We start from the raw sequence: 16,052 nt of genomic DNA on the forward strand, positions 1-16,052 counted from the left end.
ATTTTGGGACTTTGAACATCTCCAAATGGTTTCAGGCGGCGCTGAGATTTCTCTCAGCGCCGCCTGAAAAAATGGACAAAGTCGAACTTAGACCTTTAGACAGTCAGACAGCCTCCCTTACATCACGCTCTCGCCCTCGCGCAGCAGGATCGGCCCGGTGAAGGCGGCGGGCAGCCAGTCGGCCTGCTCGTGCATCGCCTGGGGCGGACAGGAGCGCAGGCAGGCCATGCAGCCCGTACAGGCGGACAGGTTGAGCAGCAGGCTGACGCCGCCGTCATCGCCTATCTGGCGGTCAATGGCGTCGGTGGGGCAGACGTTGTGGCACACCGGGCAGTCAATACAGGTGTCGTCCACCACGGGGGCAGGCCAGTGAACCGGGGCGTCGGCAGGGGGCGCGGGCTTGAGGCTCAATTTGCGCCATTTCCATTCCTCGGGGGTGCGTTCCTCGGGTTCGCTCCAGTCCACGAAGGGCAGCGGGGATTCGGGGATGCTCTGGGCCAGTTGCGCCTTGCCCGCCCGGAACAGCGCCCCGAATGCGCCCCGGCGGGACACGCGCACAGCCCGCTCGGTGTCCTCGGGGGTGGCGGCGCGCACGGTCACGCGGGCGGGTTTGCCCGTGGCGGAGCGGAGTTGCTGGGCCTCGGCCACCACCGCTTCCAGCCGCTGCGGCACGTCTGGCGCACCCACCGGGCACGTTTCACACTCGCCGTGAATCAGCGTCAATGGCGTGCCCCACGCGCCCGAGGCCGACACCACCGCTGGAGTCACACGGCCCAGGCAGGGCAGTTGCGGGCCGCCCGCACCGGACTGGGGGCAGGTCAGGCTGGCCTCGCCCTCGCCTGCCGCCACGCCGTCCTCGGCCTTCTGATCGCGCACGTTTTGCAGGGTGGGCTGAAGGCTGTATTCCAGCGCCCCGGTGGGGCACGCCTGCACGCAGAGGCCACAGCCGGTGCAGGCGTCGGCGTCAAACTGGATGGACATGCCCACCAGCCCGGTCAGAACGGCGTTGTGCGGGCAGACGTCGCGGCAGATGTCGCAGCCGCCCACCGCCTGACGCTCCAGCAGGCAGCGCGGCGGCGTGTAGCGCGGGATGAGGTTGCCGGAATCGTCCAGACGGGAGAGGATGTTCTGGAGCATGGCTGGAGTCTACGCGCCTGGGGGCGGTTCAAACGGTCAAGGGATGGGTCAAAAGGTGAAACCGTCTCAAGGTCTAACCGCCGAGAAGCTCTGACGCCTGCTTTTCTGGCGGTTAGACCGTTTGACAGGCGGCAATCACCAGCCAGACTCAGGAAACCGGCAAGTCTGAAGGGGCCGTCCTCCCCGCCGTCACCCTCTACACTCCTGCCCATGACCCCCTCCCGCCTGTCCGGCTGGCTGCTGGCGCTGCCTGCACTGGTGTTCACCGTGCTGCTGCTGGCCGTGCCGCTGGGGCGCACGCTGGCCGAGGGCGGCGTGAATCTGGGCGTGTGGCGCGATCCGTATTTCCTGGGCCGCCTGGGCTGGACGCTGACGCAGGCCGGGGGAACGGCACTGCTGGCGCTGCTGATCGGTGCGCCGCTGGCGTATCTGCTGTCACGGGCCGACATTCCGGGCAAGGGACTGTTCCTGCGGCTGCTGCTGCTGCCCTTCGTGACGCCCACCCTGGTGGCGGTGCTGGGCCTCTCGGCGCTGCTGGGACCGCGCGGCTGGATCACCACACTGACGGGAGTGGACATCAGCGACACGCCCGCGCTGATCATTCTGGGCAACCTATTTTTCAACCTGCCCGTGATGATCCGGCTGTCCTACGGCGGCTTCTCGCGCGTGCTGCCGCATCTGATCGGCGCAGCGCGGACGCTGGGGGCAAGCGGCTGGCAGGCGGCGCTGGGCGTGGCGCTGCCGCTGGCGCTGCCGGGACTGGCGGCGGGCATGGTGCTGGTCTTTCTGTACTCGGCCCTCAGCTTCGGTTTGCCGCTGGCGCTGGGCGGCGAACGGTACGCGACGCTGGAGGTAGAGATCTACACCCTGACCGCCCTGCAACTGCGCCTGTCGGAGGCCAGCGCCCTGATCGCGGGCCAGTTGCTGCTGACGCTAGTGGCGACGTGGGCCTACACAGGTTTAACTCGCGGCGGGGCAGGCGTGCCGTCCTCTGGCCTGCCCCCGGCGCGGGGTGGCGTGCTGGTTGGGATTCTTGGGCTGGGGGCGGTCACGTTGCTGATCTGCTTTGCGCCGCTGCTGGCGGTGGTGGCGCGGGGGCTGCTGGGTTCGGGCGGGCCAACCTTGCTGTACTGGCAGGGCATTTTCGCGGACCCGGACACCCCACTGCTGCTGGGCAACACCCTGCGCTTCGGGGCGATGGCCTTGGTGGGCGCAACCGTGCTGGGCAGTCTGTACGCACTGGGGGCGTGGCTGGCGCGTTCGCGGGTGCTGGATTTAATTTCGCTGCTGCCGCTGATGGTCTCGCCCGTGTCGCTGGCGGTGGGCTACCTGCTGGCCTACCCAGCGCTGGCGGCCACACTGCCCATGCTGATCGCGGCGTACACGCTGCTGGCGCTGCCCCTCGTGGTGCGCTCGGTGCTGCCCGCGTTGCGCGCCCTGCCGCCCCGCTTATTTGAGGCCGCCCGCACCCTGGGCGCGGGTCCGCTGGCGGCTCAGCGCACGGTCACGCTGCCGCTGACGCTACCCGCCCTGCGCGGCGGCGCGGCGCTGGCCCTCGCCACCGTACTGGGCGAGTTCGGCGCAACCCTGGTGCTGACCCGCCCGGAGTGGGCCACCCTCAGCGTGGGCCTGTACGAACGTCTGGGCCGCCCCGGCGAACGCAATCTGGGCGAGGCGTGTGCGCTGGCAACAGTGCTGCTGCTGCTCTCGGCCACGGCGTTTACGGTGCTGGACGGGGGCGAGGGAGAGGTGACTTGACGTTGTCCTTCAGCATCGAAGGGGCAAGTCGTCGTGAAGGCTGGACGCTAACTTGAGCAGCGTGCCACCCCCCGCCCTCACCACCCACCACCTCGCCAAGTCCTTCGGCTCCACCCGCGCCGTTCAGGACGTGTCCCTGACCGTGCAGGCAGGCGCAACCCTGGCCCTCCTTGGCCCCAGCGGCTGCGGCAAAAGCACGGTGCTGCGGATGGTGGCGGGCCTGGAACGCCCGGACACGGGGCGGGTAGAAGTCGGCGGGCGCGACGTGACCGCCCTGCCCCCGGAGGCGCGGCACATCGGGCTGGTGTTTCAGGATTACGCCCTGTTCCCGCACCTGAGCGTGCTGGACAACGTGGCCTACGGCCCCCGCATGCGCGGCGCGGCGCGGGCAGAGGCACACGGGCGGGCGCAGGAAGCGCTGGCGCTGGTTAATCTGCCGGAACTGGCCGCCCGCAAACCCGCTCAGCTTTCCGGTGGGCAGGCGCAGCGGGTGGCGCTGGCCCGCGCATTGGCCACAAATTCGCCCCTGCTGCTGCTGGACGAACCCCTGAGCAATCTGGACGAACGCCTGCGCGCCGAATTACGCAACGATCTGAGAGAGCTGTTCAGGCGCGTCGGCGCGGGCGTGCTGCTGGTCACGCACGATCAGCGGGAGGCGCTGGCGCTGGCCGGGCAGGTGGCCGTGATGCGCGCCGGGCAACTGGTGCAGACGGGCGCAGCACGCGAGGTCTTTGATCAGCCCGCAACCGCCTGGGTGGCCGCCTTTCTGGGCTGGGCGAACGTGCTGGCGCGCGAGGGTGGTCAGGCGCTGCTTGTTCCCGAAGACGCCGTGCGACTGGGCCAGGGCGACATATTTACACTGACCTCCCGCCACGCCACAGAGGCAGGCGAGACAGTCACGGTGGCGCATCCGCTGGGGCCGCTGACCCTGAATCTGAGCGTGCGGGAAGTGGGCATGATTGAAGGCCAGACCCTGCGGCTGGCTGTGGCTGAAGCGCGGGTGCGGGAAGTGGTGGATGACCGGGCCTGACCGGGGTGGCATACTGTGAGATAACCACAAACCAGCCTCAATCCCCTGGAGGAAACCGATGAACAATGCACGGTGGAAACGGAACCTGAGCCTCTCGGCGGCGCTGCTGGGCACCCTGGCGGGCGCACAGACCTATAGCGGACCGAAAGCTGTGGTGTATATCGGGGACAAGTGGTGCCGGGGCGGTTATTGCTCTGGCAGCATCTACAACGCCTTCGACGAGGCCATGAACAAGGCGCTGACCGCCAGCGGGTATGTAGAAGCCGTGCGTAGGGAAGGCGCGCCACTTGAGCTGACAGGTGGCGTCACCAGCGTCAGCAGCACCAGCAGCATCTGCCTGCCCATCGTGGGTTGCCTGAGCGGCAAGACCGTGCGCGCCAGCATGGAACTGACCGACGCGGCCAGCGGAACGGTCAAATGGAATGAGGGCTGCGAGGGCACCAGCGGCGGCGTCAGCACCTGGGGCTGGTGGGGCGGCAGCGTGTACCTCAACAGCGACGAGGGCAAGGCGGTGGCCGACTGCGCCGGAAAACTGGTGCAGAAACTGACGGTTAGCGGCGTCCTGACTCCGTATCTGGGCAAGACTGGCCCCATCAGTGCAGCACCCACGCCAGCAGTCGCACCCGTTGCCGCCGCACCGTCCACGCCGCAGGTCAGTCAGCCCGTGGAGCAACTGGCCGGAATGCTCAAGACGTTGGCCTTTGCAGACATGAACACGCTGTTCACCAGTGATCCCTACAACCCGGTCAAGGTCAAGGAGCTGAACGCGGCGGCCACCAGCGCCACACTGGCCGCCGCCTCACGCGTACAACTCAAGGTCGCGTCCACCGAAAGCGCCGGGGCGTATCAACTGGTTGGCGTGAGTTACACGCTGCCCGATGGCAAGGAAAAGTTCGTGCAACTGGCCGTTACGGCTGATCCCAGCCTCAACCCACGCGGAGGCACCCGGTTGCTCTATCTGTCGGCGTTTAACCCGCTGCGGACTTCTAGCCCCGCACTGGAAGGCCTGAGCCGCAACGTCGAGACCCTGTTGAACGACCTGCACTCCGCCGTGGGCCTGCCCGGTCTGTAGGCCCCGAACCTTCTACACTGCCCCGGTGATCGCCTGGATTCTCGTCGGTGGACGCCTGACCCCCACGCCCGCGCTGCTGACGCTGCCGCGCCCCGCCCTGGTGGTGGCCGCAGACGGCGGCGCACGCCACGCGGCCCCGCTGGGCGTGACGGTGGACGCCTGGGTGGGCGACTTCGATTCCTCGGACGGCGTGACGCTGGACGCCCCGCGCGAGATCCACCCGGCGGCCAAGAACGAAACGGACGCCGAACTGGCCGTGCAGGTAGCCCTGAAGCGTGGGGCCACCGAACTGGTCTTCCTGGGGGCCTTCGGCGGGCGCTTTGACCACGCGGCAGCCTTGCTGCTGGGCGGCGTGCGGCTGGCGGGCGAGGGCCTGCGCGTGACCCTCAGCAGCGGCGACGAGTGGGCCTGGCCGCTGCTGCCTGACTCTCCCCTGTCACTGAACTTGCCCCCCGGCGTGACCCTGAGTGTGGTGGCGTGCAGCCCCCTGAGCGGCCTGAAACTGGGCGGCGTGCGCTGGCCCCTGCACGGCGCAGACGTACCGCTGGGCAGCGGTTGGACCGTCAGCAACGAGACGAACGGGGAAACAGTGACCGTCTCGTTGCAGGAGGGTTACGGATTGGTCACGGCGCTGTGGGGAAAATAAAGATAAACAGGCAAAAGCAGAGGGAGGCAATCGCGTGAGCGGACCACCTCCCCCTTCCCTTTGGCTGTGAACCTCAGTCGTTCAAGGTTGCTGCCGGGGTGCAGGCGGCCACGCCGGGCCGGGTTTCGCGGGTGTACTTGCAGCCGTAGTTGGGATCAGCCACGACGCTGGGGGTGGTGACGTCGTCCCCGGCGGGTTTCCTGGTGCTGTCCGCCTCCCACTTCACCAGATCGTTGAAGCCCTCGACCAGTTCCGCACCCGCAAAGTCGCAGTGGCCCGGCGCTCGGATGGCCCGCTGCACCAGCAACCCTGACTTGCCGCCCGCCGCCACCGCCTTGTTGTAGAGCTGCTCATGCCTGAACGGCACGTAGAAGTCGCCCAGCGTGTGCATGGTCAGCACCGGCACGTTGATCTCGCCATTAACGCGCGGCAGCCAGCGCACCCCGTCGTAGCGCGGGGGGTTGGCTCCGGGGTCCGCACTGACCCGTGGCAGGGCCGCGTTCAGGGCCGTTTCCTCCGCAGTAGGGGTGGCGTCGCCCGTCCAGCGGTAAACGAGACCCTGGTTGCTGTACAGGTTGCGCGCCAGAATACCGGTCAGCGTGCCGTCCGCGCCACCGGTTCCCACCACCGCATTTTGCAGGCCACCCACGCTGAAACCCAGATCGAAAACAGGCCGCTCACCCCCGGTCAGCCCTCTGGCCAGGGCACGCAGTTTGGCCCCCTGACCGTCATTGACCTGCCACAGCGGGCCGGACGTGTCGGTGAACAGCGCCGCCTTGATGGCCGGCAGATTCTTCTGAAAGTCGGCAGCCGGGTAGGTGGTTGCGCCCAGGCCCGCCAGTTGGGCCGCTGCCTGGGTGTAGTCGCCCAGCCACTGAAACTCGTATTCCTCGTCCAGTACGGCACACAGGGGCATGGAGGCCGCGTAGCGCACACGGTTGCGGGCAGTGGCCTGCGTTTCGGCCTCGACGGCGGCAGCGGCCACATGCCCGCCCATGCTGAAGCCCACGATCAGGTATTTGCTGGGTTTGGCCTGCTGGGTCAACGCAGGAAATTGCAGGGCCAGGGCGTTGGTGTCCTCCACGCCCGCACGCACGTCGTAATAGTTGGCCGAGTAACTGCTGGCCGCCCACGCGTAACCCTGCGAGAGCCAGTATTCGCGTAGCGGCGGCGTCTGTACCCGCAAATCCGCGCCTGTGCCCGCGTAGCCGTGGGTGAACATGATCAGCGTGCCGTTCCAGTTGTCCGGCACCTCGGCGGCGTAACTGGCCGCGCCCTGAATGCCCGGATAGGTTCCCTGATACAGCTTTGCGCCCTTGGCCGCGACCAGGGTGGGCGTCACGGCCTTGAAGGTGCGGGAGTCATGCACCCGGGTATCGACGCTGTAGCGCAGGGTCGCGCAGCCGGGCAACAGGGTCAGTCCGGCCATCAGCAGCGCCGCCTGACGTGTGGGGCGAGAACGGAGCGGGGAAGAGCGAAGCTGTGGAGAGCGGAGCTGTGCGGTCATAGGGCCTCCAGGGCACACGGGCGTCTGTGCGCCAGATGGGGGGCGCAGCAACAGGGACTGACAGGAAAGGTAAACGCCCACATTTAGCGCCCGACACGGCACAATTGTCAACCTCTGGTGACCCCCGGTGCCCCGGCGCGGGAACTTCCCCGGTCCCGGCCCCGTACAGTGGGGCATGAGACCAAGACGAGGACCGGGATGCGGCTGTCTGGGCTGTGGCGGCGGTGGGCTGCTGGTGCTGGCGCTGCTGGGCGCACTGGCATGGTTCGTGGTGATCCAGCCTGCGCGCGAATTCATGGCCGGACTGAACCTGCCGCAAACGCAGAGCCAGACGACAACACCAGATCAAACTTCTGGAACAACGCCCACCGCCAACGCCGCGCCCCTGACCCAGAGCGACGTGCAGAAGTTCGTCCGTATCCGCCGGGACGTGCGCGCCGCGCTGGGCCAGAGCTTCACCGGGCTGCAAACCGTATGGGCCGATGTCCAGGCCGGGCAGACGCCCAATCTGCTTCAGGTGGTGAACGTGCTGCGGCAGGCGGGCAGCAGCATCGGCCAGGCAAGGACCGCGCAGAGTGCCGGGCTGGCCCGCGAGAACATGACCGCTGGGCGCTACGCCGAGGTCCGCAGCGGGGTCAACCGCGCGCTGGGCGTGCCGGATATCGACTTCGCGCAGGCGGCGCAGACCATCCAGAACGGCCAGTTGCCCAATCTGGACAGCACGGTGACGGCGGCCAGCGCCCGCGAAAAGGAACTGGTGGCCCCCTTCAGGCAGGAGCTGGAACTCACGGCGGCGGTGGGGTTGCTGGGCCTGTAGAACTCACCGGGTCAGCAAATCGGCAGGCAGGAGATCGGCACTGTCCCACAGTTCCACCAGCAGGGCAGTCTTGCGAAACCACCGCAGACTGCCCTGCAACGTCGCCTGGAAAAGATTGGTCAGCAGGCTCAGGCGGTAGTCATAGAGGCACTGCTCCAGAGAATAATTGGACACGCCCGCCTCCCGCAGACCCGCGTGGTAGCGCTGGATCAGGGCCGTATCGCGCTTCAGCCGGTCAGGCGTATCTGCCGAGATCAGCATGAACATCAGGTCGTGCGCTCCCAGACCGCGCTTGATCGTCGCCCAATCGATGATACGCACCTCTGCACCATCGGCAGAATGAAACACATTGCCCATCAGATGCAGGTCTCCGTGGATCAGCGTCAGGTGACCCAGCGCCACGCGCTGCCTGAACACCGCAGGCCAGTGGGCAGCCAAACGCTCCAGCAGGGCGCGTTCGCGCCAGGTCAATTCCTGCTGCTCCAGAAACGAGGCGGTGGCCTGCCTCGCGGCCTGCGCGTGGACAGCTAAACCCGCCGCGTCCAGTGCCTGCGGCATCCGCGTCACGTCCAGGTCGGGGCGTTGAAACGCCGGGGCTTGCAGTTCCGGCACATCCCACCAGGCAGCGTGAAAGGCAGCCAGCACATCCGCCATCCGCTCCAGCACGGCAGAGGGCGGCGGGAAGGACAGCGGCTGATAAGCCGGACTCAGGTCTCCAAGCAGCAACACGCATTCCTGGGCAGGGCCATCGTCCCAGTACCCCAGCAGCCCCGGCACCGGGAGGCCAGGGGTTCTGGGCAGCAGCTCCCGGTAAAACCGCAGCTCCGACAGACCGTCGGCGTACCACGCGGGGCCGTAAACCTTGGCGATCAAGGTCGCCGCCCTTCCGGCAGACAATTCACCCTCCACGAACAGGCGCGCGATCCGGTCAGCGTGGCCCGTAAAGGTTTGAACCTCGCTGACCTGCTGGACGGGAAAACCCAGCATCTGGCCCAGGGCGTCCGGTGTCAGCAGGCCAGAGGGAAAAGACATGAACCCAGCATAAAACCCGCGAGTGTCGCTTTCCTCTCCCCCGCCGCGCCCCGCCTCCGCTAAGGTGCGGGGCATGACCCAGACGACTTCAAAAACTGCTCAATCCGAGGCACTGTTCGCCCGCGCCCGCGCCGTGACGCCGGGCGGCGTGAACAGCCCGGTGCGGGCCTTCAAGAGTGTGGGCGGCACGCCGCGCTTCATCCGTGAGGCCCACGGCGCGTACCTGACCGACGCCGATGGCGCGCGCTACATCGATTACATCGGCTCGTGGGGGCCGATGATCCTGGGCCACAACCACCCGGCGGTGCGGGAAGCAGTCTCGGACGCCCTGCAATTCGGCACCAGCTTCGGCGCGCCCGGCGAGCGTGAGGTGGAACTGGCCGAACTGGTCACGCGGCTGACGGGCACGGATAAGGTGCGCTTTACCAGCAGCGGCACCGAGGCCACCATGAGCGCGTTGCGGCTGGCACGCGGTTTTACCGGACGCAAGCTGATCGTCAAGTTCCGGGGCAACTACCACGGCCACGCCGATGGCCTGCTGGTAGAGGCGGGCAGCGGCCTGATGACCAACCTGGACGGGGCTTTGGGCGAATCGGCCCCCAGCAGCGCGGGCGTGCCCGAGGAATACGCCGCCCTGACGCTGGTGAGCGAGTACAACGACCCGGCGGCGCTGGACACCCTGATGGAGGGGCGCGGCGCAGAGGTGGCCGCCGTGATCTTCGAGCCGGTGGTGGGTAACGCCGGGGTGCTGATTCCCACCCCCGAATTCCTGGCCGCCCTGCACCGCGTTCAGGGCGTGGGCGCGCTGCTGATCGCCGACGAGGTGATGACCGGCTTCCGCCTCTCGCTGAACGGGGCGACGGGGCTGCTGGGCTTGAAACCGGACCTGACCTGCTGGGGCAAGATCATCGGCGGCGGGCTGCCGGTGGGCGCGTATGGCGGGCGCGGGGACGTGATGGACTTCGTCTCGCCGCAGGGGCCGGTGTATCAGGCCGGGACCCTCAGCGGCAATCCACTGGCGATGGCGGCGGGACTGGCTACCCTGCGGACGCTGGAGGCCGATTCCGGCATCTACGGGCGGCTGGAAAACTACACCTCCCAGTTGGCAGACGGCCTGAAGACCCTGGCGGCAGAGGCGGGCGTGGCGATCAGCGTCAACCAGATCGGCTCCATGCTCACGCCGTTCTTTCAAGGCGCGCCACACAGTTCAGTCCGTGACTATGCTCAGGCCGCCCGCAGCGACACGCAAGGATTCGGACGGTGGTTTCAGGGCCTGCTGTCGCGCGGCATCTACTGGGCACCCTCGCAGTTCGAGAGTATTTTTGTCAGCGCCTCACACACGGGGGCCGAACTGGATGCCACACTGGAGGCCGCTCGTGCCGCCTTCGCTGATCTGAACCAGACCAACCTCGCCGCCCCCGAAGGAGTTTCGCCTTGACCCTCGTGCAATCCAACCCGGAGATCGTCCGCGTCCTGACCGAAAACAAGGTGATCGCCGTGGTGGGCTTTCACCACGACAGCGCCAAGCCTGCCTTTTACGTGCCCGAATACATGTACCGCCAGGGCTACAGCATCATCCCGGTCAATCCGGCGCTGGCGGCGCGCGGCGAGAGTTATTTTGGCCAGAAGGCGGTGGCGACGCTGGCCGAAATTGCCACTCCGGTGGATATCGTGGATGTGTTTCGCCGCAGCGACAAGGTGCCGGACCATCTGGAGGACATCCTGGCGATGCACCCACTGCCGAAAGTGGTGTGGCTGCAACTGGGCATCCGCAACGACGCCGTGGCCCGCGAACTGACTGCGCGCGGCATCGACGTGGTGCAGGACCGCTGCCTGCTGGCCGATCACCGCGCCCTGCTGTAACCGGGCAGAGGTGTGGAGCCGTTCCCGCCGCCCGATCTGGGACGGAGGATGTCCCGTTCAGCGCCCACGGCCTGAAGCTGGATATCCTCCGTCCCAGAATCAGAAATGCTGAACCTGTTCCCGCTGTCCTGCACCTGCACGGCGGGGCCTGGGTGATGTTCGGCAAATGGCCCACCGCCAACGTATTTCTGGCGCGGGCCGGGTTCGTGACTATCAGTGCGGATTACCGCCTCGCGCCGCATTCGATCTTCCCCGCCCAGCTTCACGATGTCCGGGCGGCGGTGCGCTGGCTGAGGGCGCACGCCTCAGAATTGGGCACCGATCCACAGCGCATCGGTGCGTGGGGCGTCAGCGCCGGGGCGCATCTGGCCGGACTGCTGGGCACGGCGGCAGGGGCTGGACTGGGGGACCCGGACGCTGAACATTCCTCCCACGTGCAGGCAGTGGGCAACGTCAGCGGCGTGATGGATTTCCTCGATCCAGCATTCAATTTCGGGCCGCAACCCCTGCCCCTCTTCGGCTCAGCGCTGGCCGACTGCCGGGAACAGGCCGCCCTCGCCAGCCCGCTGACCCATGCTGGGATCGACTCGCCGCCCTTCCTGCATCTGCACGGTATCCATGACGACGAGGTGCCCGCCTCACAGGCGCGGCGGATGCACGCGGCCTTTCAGAAAGCCGGAGCCGAGAGCGAACTCGTCGAACTGGACGGCGATCACTACATCAACGACACCCACCGGGCCGAGGTGGAGGCGCGGTTGCTGGCCTTCTTCTGCCGCAAGCTGAAGCACACGCGGGGTTAAACCCAACCTCAGCCCCGCATCAGGAAATTCTCGATGATCGCGTGGTGGTCCTCGAAGAACAGTTCGGGGGAAGACAGCGCCTCGCCCAGCGGCATCCACAGCGCGTCGGCGGCGTCGCTTCCGCCCTGAAGCCGGGGCAACTGGCCGATGCCCAGATCGAAGTGAAAGGCGTGGGTCACGGTGCGCCCGCGCAGGCTGCGTTCGGGGTAGTCGAAAACGGCACTGCCGCGCAGGGCGGCCCGCAGGTTCACGCCCGCGCCCAGACCGGTTTCCTCGTGGGTCTCGCGCACGGCGCAGTCCAGCAGGGTCTCGTGTTGCTCCAGAAAGCCGCCAGGCATGGCGAGGCGGCCCCGTCCCGGCATCCCACCGCGCTTGACCAGCAGCACATGGCCGCTGCGCGTCACGACGGCGTCGGCGGTCACGAACACAGGCGGAAAAGGCGCGTCGGCCCAGGCGGCCCGGTACTCGCGCAGGTGGTCGTACTCGGCGCGCAGTTCGGCATATTCGGGGGTGACATGAAAGGCGTCCAGAAAGGCGTGGACGGCAGGCGGCACCATGGCGCGCACCGTGTCCAGATGGCCCCCAAAATACGCCCGGCGCACATCGGTGGCGCTCAGCGGACTGACCACATGGCTGGGAATGAACTCCCAGGCCGGAAACGAGCGCAGGTAATAGCTGCTGTCGTCCTTGACATGCCCGATCAGGGCCACGTCGCTGCTGCCGCGCGTGAAGTGCTGCACGCCGCGCTGCACCTCGGAAAGCCACAGCGCCTCGTTGTAATAGTAGTCGCGCACATGCACGAACAGCAGCCGCGCGCGGGCGATCCCGGCCTCCAGCAGCATGGCCGTGATGACGTCCTGGCGTTCGTCGGCGGTGAACGGATTTTTGGGATTGCGCGCTGCACGGGCCGAGCCGATCACCACGATCAGCTTCTGCACACTTTGCAAAGCCTCCAGCATCACCAGCAGGTGCGCGGCGTGCGGCGGCTCAAACCGCCCAATGTACACGCCAAAGGTGCGTTTGCGGCGCGTGGGCAGCGAAACCAGCGCGGTGTCACCGGAGGTTGCGCCGCCAGCAAAAGAAGAATCAGGTTCTGACATTTCACTCATCTTCTAGAAATTAAAGATGAGAATTATTTAATATCTGTCAAACCCAATCTTCTTGCACAGGCTCAGGGCAGACCCGCTATTGTGAGCGTATGAACAAAAAAACATTTTTGGCTGGCGCGCTCCTGCTGTCCCTCTCTGGCGCGGCCCTGGCAGGCGGGGCAGGCGCGCCCACGACGGGCGCAAACGCCCAGGTCCAGGCGGCCACCCCCACCGCCATCGCTGCCGCCCTGCGTGAAGCGGGCTACAAGGTCACCATGAACCCCACGGACCCCGACAGCGATCCCAGCATGACCGTGGATACCGGCGATTACGAGGTAGACGTGTGGCTCAGCGGCTGCGAGGCAGGAATCTGCTCGCGTGCCACGGCCAGCTCCTACTGGGACTACACCGACGACGAGGACAGCCTGGACACCGAGCTGACCAACGAGTGGAACGGCAACTACTACACCCAGGCTTATGTCTACGAGGCGGCGTATTACCTGGACAGCACCATCCCCATCCGGGGCGGCTACACCAAGGCGGCGCTGAAAGCCTGGATGGTGGAGTACCTGGACGACGTCTCGGCCTTCGAGGAAGAACTGCCCTGAGCCACGTATTCTGAACACAGCACACTGAACACAGAACACGCAGCGGATGGAGGCCACGACGGTCTCCATTTTTCTGTGCAGCCTTGGTATCCAACCCCGCTTCCAGCCCATGAGAAACTGTGCCCATGACCGCACCGATTCCCACGGCGCCCCCACGGCAGGTGGCGCTGATCGCGCACGACAAGAAAAAGCTGGAACTGGCGATGTTTGCGCTGGCCCACCGCGATATCCTCTCGCACTTCCCTCTGGTGGCGACAGGAACCACCGGGGCGATCCTGCACAAGCAGACGGGTCTGGAGGTAGAGCGGGTGCTGTCGGGGCCGCTCGGCGGGGACCAGCAGATCGGCGCGCGGCTGGCCGAGGAACGGGTGCTGGCGGTCTTTTTCTTCCGTGACCCGCTGACTGCCCAGCCGCACGAGCCGGACGTCAGCGCCCTGGTGCGCCTGTGCGACGTGCATGACGTCCCCCTGGCCACCAATCCGGCCAGCGCCCAGGCCCTGATGCTGTGGCTACGTGAGCAGATCGACGCTTCTGCCTGATTGGCTTCAGCGCGCGATCACAGCGACATAAATCCTTGCCGCACCCGCCGCGTACAGGGCGTCCTGACAGGCCAGCAGCGTACTTCCAGAAGTCATTACATCATCAATCAGAAGCAGGGGACCGGAAGGAAGCCTGCCGGGTCTGACCGCGAACGCTCCGGCCATCTCGTGGCGTCCGGCGGCGTGCTGGCGGGCCTGCTGACGTGTGGCGCGGGTGCGGCTCAGGGCGTCCACGCTGGGAATTTCCAGGGTGCGGGCCACCTCGCGGGCCAGCAATTCAGCCTGGTTATAACCGCGCTGGCGCTGGCGGGAGGGATGCAAAGGCACAGGAATAACCGCGCCGATGGCCCAGTTCGCGGGAACGCCTGCCGCCAGCGCCCCACCCAGTACCCCAGCCAGCTCACGCGCCCCGCCAAATTTCAGGGCGCGCACGGCCCGGCGGCCCACCCCCCGGTAACGGCCCAGCGTGACCAGATGCGGCTCGGGATGCGGGCGGAGTGGACTGTATGACTCGACACGGGCATGCAATTCAGCCCGGCAGGCACGGCACAGTCCCACCTGCCGCCCCAGTTGCGCGCCGCAGCCAGGGCAGGCGCGGGGAAGCAGGGTTCGCCACAGGCCAGCCAGCATGACCCTCAGTCTAACGGCTGCAAGGTTAGATCACTTACGCCGCACCAGTTGCCACAAGCTCGTCCAGAAACAGCGGCGGCATGGTGTCCTCGATGCGCTGCCACGCGCGCGACAACCCATCCGGGTCCAGCATCGGGGCCGCCAGGGTCAGGCAGGCCAGATGGTGCGCGCAGACCCGCTGCACCCCACTGTCGCCCAGCCGTGAACGTTCGCTGGCAGTCAGCAGGGCGGCAAAGGCAGCGGGATGACCCAGCGCAGGGTGACTGCCCTCATAGATGGCGGCGCGCAGAAAGGCCGCCACCTCGGCGGGATTGAGCCAGAAGCCGAACATCAAGGTGTCCGACAGGCTGTCCAGCCGCCGCATCTGCGCCGCGTCCATCCCCCATTTGATCAGGCTGCGGGCCAGATCCTGCCGCTCGATACGGGTCACGGCGTATTCGGGCAGGGTCAGTTGCTCACCGCCCGGCGCGACCCGGCCCCCCACGGCGGCACGCAGGCGGTAGGCCAGCACGTAGCCCTGATACTCGCGTAACATCTCCGACACTGGCACACCGCTCATGGGGGCAGTCTAACGGTGCAGCAGCGGTTCGTATGGTGATTTTTGCGCGGTTGATCAGCCCCACCCTCCGCCGCATTTCAGCTCCTGTCTACTCAACCCTGTCTACGGTGGGACAAACAGCAAGGCGCACTCGACATAAGCTGGAGCCATCAAGGGCAAGACAACCAGAGAGCAGGAGGGGCCACGGCCCAGAGGAGCAGTGATTCATGCATCTGCTGAGGCAGGCCCACCCATTCGAGTACCGCACGGCGAGCGGCCTGGACGCCGAGGGACACGCGGACCTGTGGATCACCGTGAGCGGTAGCCGGGCCGTACTGGTGCTGAGCGGCTGTCCGCTGGGAGACGCCGCTGCCGCCCTGAATACCCTGCATTACACCTGGCTTCCCTATCTGCTGCGCCCAGAGACCCAGATGCTGGCTCTGGCCCTGCATCCCCGCCGCGAAGGAGTCAAGGCCCGCGCGCTGGTGCTGCCTTTAAGCGCATAGAGAGAACCGGTCTCGGGCTGCGTGATTAAGTTGCGTGATTAAAGTGTGGCATGGCGGCTGTGCAGGACCGCCGTAGTGGGCTGGATTGCGGGTGCGTGCAGCAGAGTGCGGACGAGATGTTTGGATTCCTGTCTCATACGGACTCCGATTAAATATTTTACAATATATGCCATGAAGTCCAACGCTTTCAGTCAACCTCTTCAACATGACGCCGCCGATTTCTGGCAGCTCTTCAAAACCAGCACCTGTGCCGTTCAGCGTCGTAGAGCGCAATTCTTTGCGCTCCTGGCAGAAGGACGCTCCCTTCCTGACCTGTTAGCGCTCACCCGCTACAGTCGGATGAGCGCTTACACCCTGCTCGCCCGGTATCACGCTCAGGGCCTGGACGGTCTCGCGGATGCACGACACGGCAATACAGGTGCACCCACGCTGTTAACGCCAGATGAGCAGCAGCGCATGGCACTGCGACTGCGTCAGGATT

At 66.6% G+C, this 16,052-nt stretch carries 18 protein-coding genes; 12 read left to right on the forward strand and 6 right to left on the reverse strand.

What is annotated here, in order from left to right; translation table 11 throughout:
• Nucleotides 1-117: 117 nt before the first annotated feature.
• Nucleotides 118-1,137: a 4Fe-4S binding protein gene (locus Q319_RS0118360; protein ID WP_029483906.1), complete on the reverse strand. Its 1,020-nt coding sequence runs from the start codon at nucleotides 1,135-1,137 to the stop codon at nucleotides 118-120.
• Between the two features lie 210 nt (nucleotides 1,138-1,347).
• Here Q319_RS0118360 and Q319_RS0118365 point away from each other — a divergent pair, with 210 nt between their 5' ends.
• The 4 genes from Q319_RS0118365 (at nucleotide 1,348) to Q319_RS0118380 (ending at nucleotide 5,643) form a co-directional block, all read left to right on the forward strand.
• The gene (locus Q319_RS0118365) at nucleotides 1,348-2,895 is read left to right on the forward strand and encodes an ABC transporter permease (RefSeq protein WP_029483907.1); all 1,548 of its coding nucleotides are present in this window, start codon (nucleotides 1,348-1,350) and stop codon (nucleotides 2,893-2,895) included.
• A 61-nt stretch (nucleotides 2,896-2,956) separates the two neighbouring features.
• Nucleotides 2,957-3,925 carry an ABC transporter ATP-binding protein gene (locus Q319_RS0118370; protein WP_034415763.1) on the forward strand — a complete coding sequence of 323 codons (969 nt, stop codon included), beginning with the start codon at nucleotides 2,957-2,959 and terminating at the stop codon, nucleotides 3,923-3,925.
• A 58-nt stretch (nucleotides 3,926-3,983) separates the two neighbouring features.
• Nucleotides 3,984-4,997 carry a hypothetical protein gene (locus tag Q319_RS0118375; RefSeq protein WP_029483909.1) on the forward strand — a complete coding sequence of 338 codons (1,014 nt, stop codon included), beginning with the start codon at nucleotides 3,984-3,986 and terminating at the stop codon, nucleotides 4,995-4,997.
• 25 nt (nucleotides 4,998-5,022) lie between these two features.
• The gene (locus Q319_RS0118380; protein WP_029483910.1) at nucleotides 5,023-5,643 is read left to right on the forward strand and encodes a thiamine diphosphokinase; all 621 of its coding nucleotides are present in this window, start codon (nucleotides 5,023-5,025) and stop codon (nucleotides 5,641-5,643) included.
• Between the two features lie 73 nt (nucleotides 5,644-5,716).
• Here the strand turns inward: Q319_RS0118380 and Q319_RS0118385 are convergent, their stop codons facing one another.
• Nucleotides 5,717-7,150, reverse strand: coding sequence for an alpha/beta hydrolase (locus Q319_RS0118385; protein WP_029483911.1), 1,434 nt, complete (start codon nucleotides 7,148-7,150; stop codon nucleotides 5,717-5,719).
• 175 nt (nucleotides 7,151-7,325) lie between these two features.
• Between Q319_RS0118385 and Q319_RS0118390 the strand changes: the two genes are divergently transcribed.
• Nucleotides 7,326-7,967 carry a hypothetical protein gene (locus tag Q319_RS0118390; protein WP_029483912.1) on the forward strand — a complete coding sequence of 214 codons (642 nt, stop codon included), beginning with the start codon at nucleotides 7,326-7,328 and terminating at the stop codon, nucleotides 7,965-7,967.
• 3 nt (nucleotides 7,968-7,970) lie between these two features.
• Here Q319_RS0118390 and Q319_RS0118395 read toward each other — a convergent pair whose 3' ends face one another.
• Entirely contained in the window at nucleotides 7,971-8,999 is a 1,029-nt protein-coding gene (locus tag Q319_RS0118395; RefSeq protein WP_029483913.1) for an aminoglycoside phosphotransferase family protein, read from the reverse strand.
• A gap of 73 nt (nucleotides 9,000-9,072) precedes the next feature.
• Between Q319_RS0118395 and hemL the strand changes: the two genes are divergently transcribed.
• Genes hemL through Q319_RS0118410 form a run of 3 tightly spaced genes read left to right on the forward strand, consistent with a single transcriptional unit; the run spans nucleotide 9,073 to nucleotide 11,662 of the window.
• Nucleotides 9,073-10,437 carry a glutamate-1-semialdehyde 2,1-aminomutase gene (gene hemL / locus Q319_RS0118400; RefSeq protein WP_051655541.1) on the forward strand — a complete coding sequence of 455 codons (1,365 nt, stop codon included), beginning with the start codon at nucleotides 9,073-9,075 and terminating at the stop codon, nucleotides 10,435-10,437.
• A complete protein-coding gene (locus Q319_RS0118405; RefSeq protein WP_029483915.1) occupies nucleotides 10,434-10,862 on the forward strand; it encodes a CoA-binding protein in 429 nt (142 codons plus the stop codon). The genes hemL and Q319_RS0118405 overlap by 4 nt, the downstream gene beginning before the upstream one ends.
• Nucleotides 10,751-11,662: an alpha/beta hydrolase gene (locus tag Q319_RS0118410; protein ID WP_245619353.1), complete on the forward strand. Its 912-nt coding sequence runs from the start codon at nucleotides 10,751-10,753 to the stop codon at nucleotides 11,660-11,662. Before Q319_RS0118405 ends, Q319_RS0118410 begins: the two co-directional genes overlap by 112 nt.
• A gap of 8 nt (nucleotides 11,663-11,670) precedes the next feature.
• Here Q319_RS0118410 and Q319_RS0118420 read toward each other — a convergent pair whose 3' ends face one another.
• Complete coding sequence (locus Q319_RS0118420; protein WP_245619355.1) at nucleotides 11,671-12,762, reverse strand: bifunctional nicotinamide-nucleotide adenylyltransferase/Nudix hydroxylase; 1,092 nt, start codon at nucleotides 12,760-12,762, stop codon at nucleotides 11,671-11,673.
• Nucleotides 12,763-12,860: 98 nt separating this feature from the next.
• Between Q319_RS0118420 and Q319_RS0118425 the strand changes: the two genes are divergently transcribed.
• On the forward strand, nucleotides 12,861-13,358 hold the full coding sequence (locus tag Q319_RS0118425) for a YbjN domain-containing protein (protein ID WP_029483917.1): 498 nt from the start codon (nucleotides 12,861-12,863) through the stop codon (nucleotides 13,356-13,358).
• A 125-nt stretch (nucleotides 13,359-13,483) separates the two neighbouring features.
• Entirely contained in the window at nucleotides 13,484-13,897 is a 414-nt protein-coding gene (gene mgsA, locus Q319_RS0118430) for a methylglyoxal synthase (RefSeq protein ID WP_029483918.1), read from the forward strand.
• 6 nt (nucleotides 13,898-13,903) lie between these two features.
• Here mgsA and Q319_RS0118435 read toward each other — a convergent pair whose 3' ends face one another.
• Together Q319_RS0118435 and Q319_RS0118440 are read right to left on the reverse strand one after the other, a co-directional pair.
• Complete coding sequence (locus Q319_RS0118435) at nucleotides 13,904-14,527, reverse strand: ComF family protein (RefSeq protein WP_029483919.1); 624 nt, start codon at nucleotides 14,525-14,527, stop codon at nucleotides 13,904-13,906.
• A 34-nt stretch (nucleotides 14,528-14,561) separates the two neighbouring features.
• On the reverse strand, nucleotides 14,562-15,086 hold the full coding sequence (locus Q319_RS0118440; protein WP_034415761.1) for a hypothetical protein: 525 nt from the start codon (nucleotides 15,084-15,086) through the stop codon (nucleotides 14,562-14,564).
• A 206-nt stretch (nucleotides 15,087-15,292) separates the two neighbouring features.
• On the opposite strand from Q319_RS0118440, the gene Q319_RS0118445 reads away from it, so the two are divergent.
• Nucleotides 15,293-15,571: a hypothetical protein gene (locus Q319_RS0118445; protein WP_029483921.1), complete on the forward strand. Its 279-nt coding sequence runs from the start codon at nucleotides 15,293-15,295 to the stop codon at nucleotides 15,569-15,571.
• 171 nt (nucleotides 15,572-15,742) lie between these two features.
• The coding region (locus Q319_RS27380) for a helix-turn-helix domain-containing protein (RefSeq protein WP_156039448.1) at nucleotides 15,743-16,052 on the forward strand (310 nt) is incomplete at its 3' end.

Source organism: Deinococcus marmoris DSM 12784 (assembly GCF_000701405.1).
Classification (GTDB): Bacteria; Deinococcota; Deinococci; order Deinococcales; family Deinococcaceae; genus Deinococcus; species Deinococcus marmoris.

What these genes read in the sequence shown, in the direction of transcription:
- Q319_RS0118360 (WP_029483906.1), bottom strand. Translation starts at nt 1,137, where the DNA reads ATGCTCCAGAACATCCTCTCCCGTCTGGACGATTCCGGCAACCTCATC.
- Q319_RS0118365 (WP_029483907.1), top strand. Translation starts at nt 1,348, where the DNA reads ATGACCCCCTCCCGCCTGTCCGGCTGGCTGCTGGCGCTGCCTGCACTG.
- Q319_RS0118375 (WP_029483909.1), top strand. Translation starts at nt 3,984, where the DNA reads ATGAACAATGCACGGTGGAAACGGAACCTGAGCCTCTCGGCGGCGCTG.
- Q319_RS0118385 (WP_029483911.1), bottom strand. Translation starts at nt 7,150, where the DNA reads ATGACCGCACAGCTCCGCTCTCCACAGCTTCGCTCTTCCCCGCTCCGT.
- Q319_RS0118390 (WP_029483912.1), top strand. Translation starts at nt 7,326, where the DNA reads ATGAGACCAAGACGAGGACCGGGATGCGGCTGTCTGGGCTGTGGCGGC.
- Q319_RS0118395 (WP_029483913.1), bottom strand. Translation starts at nt 8,999, where the DNA reads ATGTCTTTTCCCTCTGGCCTGCTGACACCGGACGCCCTGGGCCAGATG.
- hemL (WP_051655541.1), top strand. Translation starts at nt 9,073, where the DNA reads ATGACCCAGACGACTTCAAAAACTGCTCAATCCGAGGCACTGTTCGCC.
- Q319_RS0118420 (WP_245619355.1), bottom strand. Translation starts at nt 12,762, where the DNA reads ATGTCAGAACCTGATTCTTCTTTTGCTGGCGGCGCAACCTCCGGTGAC.
- Q319_RS0118425 (WP_029483917.1), top strand. Translation starts at nt 12,861, where the DNA reads ATGAACAAAAAAACATTTTTGGCTGGCGCGCTCCTGCTGTCCCTCTCT.
- mgsA (WP_029483918.1), top strand. Translation starts at nt 13,484, where the DNA reads ATGACCGCACCGATTCCCACGGCGCCCCCACGGCAGGTGGCGCTGATC.
- Q319_RS0118435 (WP_029483919.1), bottom strand. Translation starts at nt 14,527, where the DNA reads ATGCTGGCTGGCCTGTGGCGAACCCTGCTTCCCCGCGCCTGCCCTGGC.
- Q319_RS0118440 (WP_034415761.1), bottom strand. Translation starts at nt 15,086, where the DNA reads ATGAGCGGTGTGCCAGTGTCGGAGATGTTACGCGAGTATCAGGGCTAC.
- Q319_RS0118445 (WP_029483921.1), top strand. Translation starts at nt 15,293, where the DNA reads ATGCATCTGCTGAGGCAGGCCCACCCATTCGAGTACCGCACGGCGAGC.